Source organism: Mesorhizobium sp. M7D.F.Ca.US.004.03.1.1, from assembly GCF_003998635.1.
Lineage (GTDB): Bacteria > Pseudomonadota > Alphaproteobacteria > Rhizobiales > Rhizobiaceae > Mesorhizobium > Mesorhizobium loti.
On the sequence record NZ_RZQG01000946.1, the window covers coordinates 1 to 2,196 of the forward strand.

General features: G+C 67.6%; 2 protein-coding genes. Both read left to right on the top strand.

Features of this window, described 5'->3' with window-relative positions; genetic code table 11:
* Positions 1-894 (top strand): OmpA family protein (locus tag EN935_RS32310; protein ID WP_164771540.1); only part of this gene is annotated, 894 nt, incomplete at its 5' end.
* The coding region (locus EN935_RS32315) for a chemotaxis protein MotC (protein WP_127374035.1) at positions 891-2,196 on the top strand (1,306 nt) is incomplete at its 3' end. The genes EN935_RS32310 and EN935_RS32315, both read left to right, overlap by 4 nt.

Genomic DNA, 2,196 nt, shown 5'->3' on the forward strand with positions numbered 1-2,196 from the left:
ATCCTGGTGCGCTCGGCACTGGCCCCGGCGACGGGCGCCTCCGGCGGCGCCTCCTATCGCGATCCCTTCGAGCCGGATTTCTGGTCGCAGCAGGTGGCGGCACCCGCCGCCGAGGCCAGTGCCGAGCGCACCAGGATCGAGGGCGATCCGGTCAAGCCCGGTGACAAGACCGCCGAAACGCAAGTGCCCAAAGTCAAAGCCGTACCGCCTGTCGCGGCCGCGCCGCTCGAGCCGCTAGCCAAGGACGCGACAGGCAAGCAGGCCGCGAACCCCGCCACGGCAATGGCCAAGGCCGGCGACACGAAGCCAAGCGAGATCAAACCGGGCGAGACCAAGCCGGGCGACACCAAGGACGCGAATGCGGCCAAGGTCGAGGCCGATGCGCAAAAGCCTGCCAAGCCCGACACCGACGAGAAGGCGCCGACCGCGGCTGCCGTCAAGGCCGCAGCCGACGTCAAGCGGCAGTTGGCCGATGCCTTCAAGCCCGGCGACAAGCTGCACGACGGCGTCTCCGTCGAAGCCACAGACAAGGGCGTCGTCATCTCGATCACCGACCAGCTCGACTTCGGCATGTTCGAGGTTGGCTCGGCGCTGCCGAGCCGCGAACTGGTACTGGCGATGGAGAAGATCGGCCGCATCGTCAACAGCCAGAAGGGCACCATCAGCATCAACGGCCACACTGACGCCCGGCCGTTCCGCAGCGACAGCTACGACAATTGGCGACTGTCGACGGCGCGCGCGCATTCCGCTTACTACATGCTCGTGCGCGGTGGCGTCGACGAACGCCGCATCACCGAGGTCGCCGGCTTCGCCGATCGCCAGCCGAAGGATCCCGCAGATCCATTGTCGGCCGTGAACCGCCGCATCGAAATCCTGATGGCGACTGGCGGATGAGGCGAGCGGCCGTCACCAGCCGGTTGATTGGCCTGTTGCTGCTGACCGGCGGATACCCTTCGGCCGGCTTTGCCCAGGATGCGCTGCAGCCGTATCAACTGGTGCGCTCGCTGCAGCTGATCCAGGATCGCATAGCCGCCGGCGATCATGCCGCCCTGCCGATGCAGGCCAAGCTGCTGGAGATGGCGGATGCGCGCCTGCGCGCGGCGGATGCCGAGGATTACAAGGATCCCAAGAACTTTCGCGCCCTGCTTGTCTACGGCATGAGCGGCGGAAACCCGATCACCGTCGAAGCCGCCACGTCGCGCGCCACGACGGACCCGCAAAGCCTTGCCATAGCCAAAGGCGTTATCGACTACCTCAACGGCCGGCCCGGCGAGGCTATCGAAGTCTTGGGGCCGATCGATCCCATGGCGCTGCCTCCCGATCTCGGCGCTTTCCTTGCCCTGGTCAAAGGCTCGCTGCTTGCCGGCGACCAGCCGGCGGCCGCACTCGGTCTGCTCGACGAGGCAAGATTGCTCAGCCCCGGCACGCTGGTCGAGGAAGCCGCACTTCGCCGTTCGGTCGGCATTGCAGTCGCGCAAGGCGACGCGGCACGCTTCGCGCTTGCCTCCACCCAGTATGTCGAGCGCTACCTCTATTCGCCCTATGCCAGCCAGTTCGCCGACTCCTTCGTCTCCGGTGTCATCGCGCTGCATATGTCGATCAGCCAGGACAAGCTGGGCGACATCACCTCGATGATGGATCCCGAGCGCGAGAAGGTGATCTATCTGCGCATCGCCCGCCGCGCCGCGATCGACGGCCTGAACGAGCTGTCGGCTTTTGCTTCGGCGCGGGCCGAGCAGGGTCGTGGCGGCAACACCAACCAGGACGATCCACGCGCCCTGCTCTATGCCAGCCTTTCCACGGTCACCTCGGGCACCATCGAGGACGTTCGCGCCAAGCTTGGCAAGATCGACCGCACCAGGCTGTCGGAAGGCGACCGCGCCTTGCTCGACGCTGCTCAGGCCATTGCCGGCGAGGTGGTCGCGCCGCCCGCCGCCCTTCCCGAGGAAAAGCCTGCCCCTGGTGCGGCCGTGCAACCACTGGCGCCCAAAATCACCACGGCGCAAGGCGCCGATGACAGCGGGCTGCCACCGGTCGAAGGCGCGATCGCGGAGCAGCCTGCCGCCACCGCGGCCTCCGGCGGGCCAACCGCCAATGCGCCGGACACGGCGGCGGTTGCAGCCACATCCGCCGAAGCAGCGACTGTCACGCCGGTCTCGGCACCGTCGCCTGCAGCCGGTCCCGAGCCCACCGATC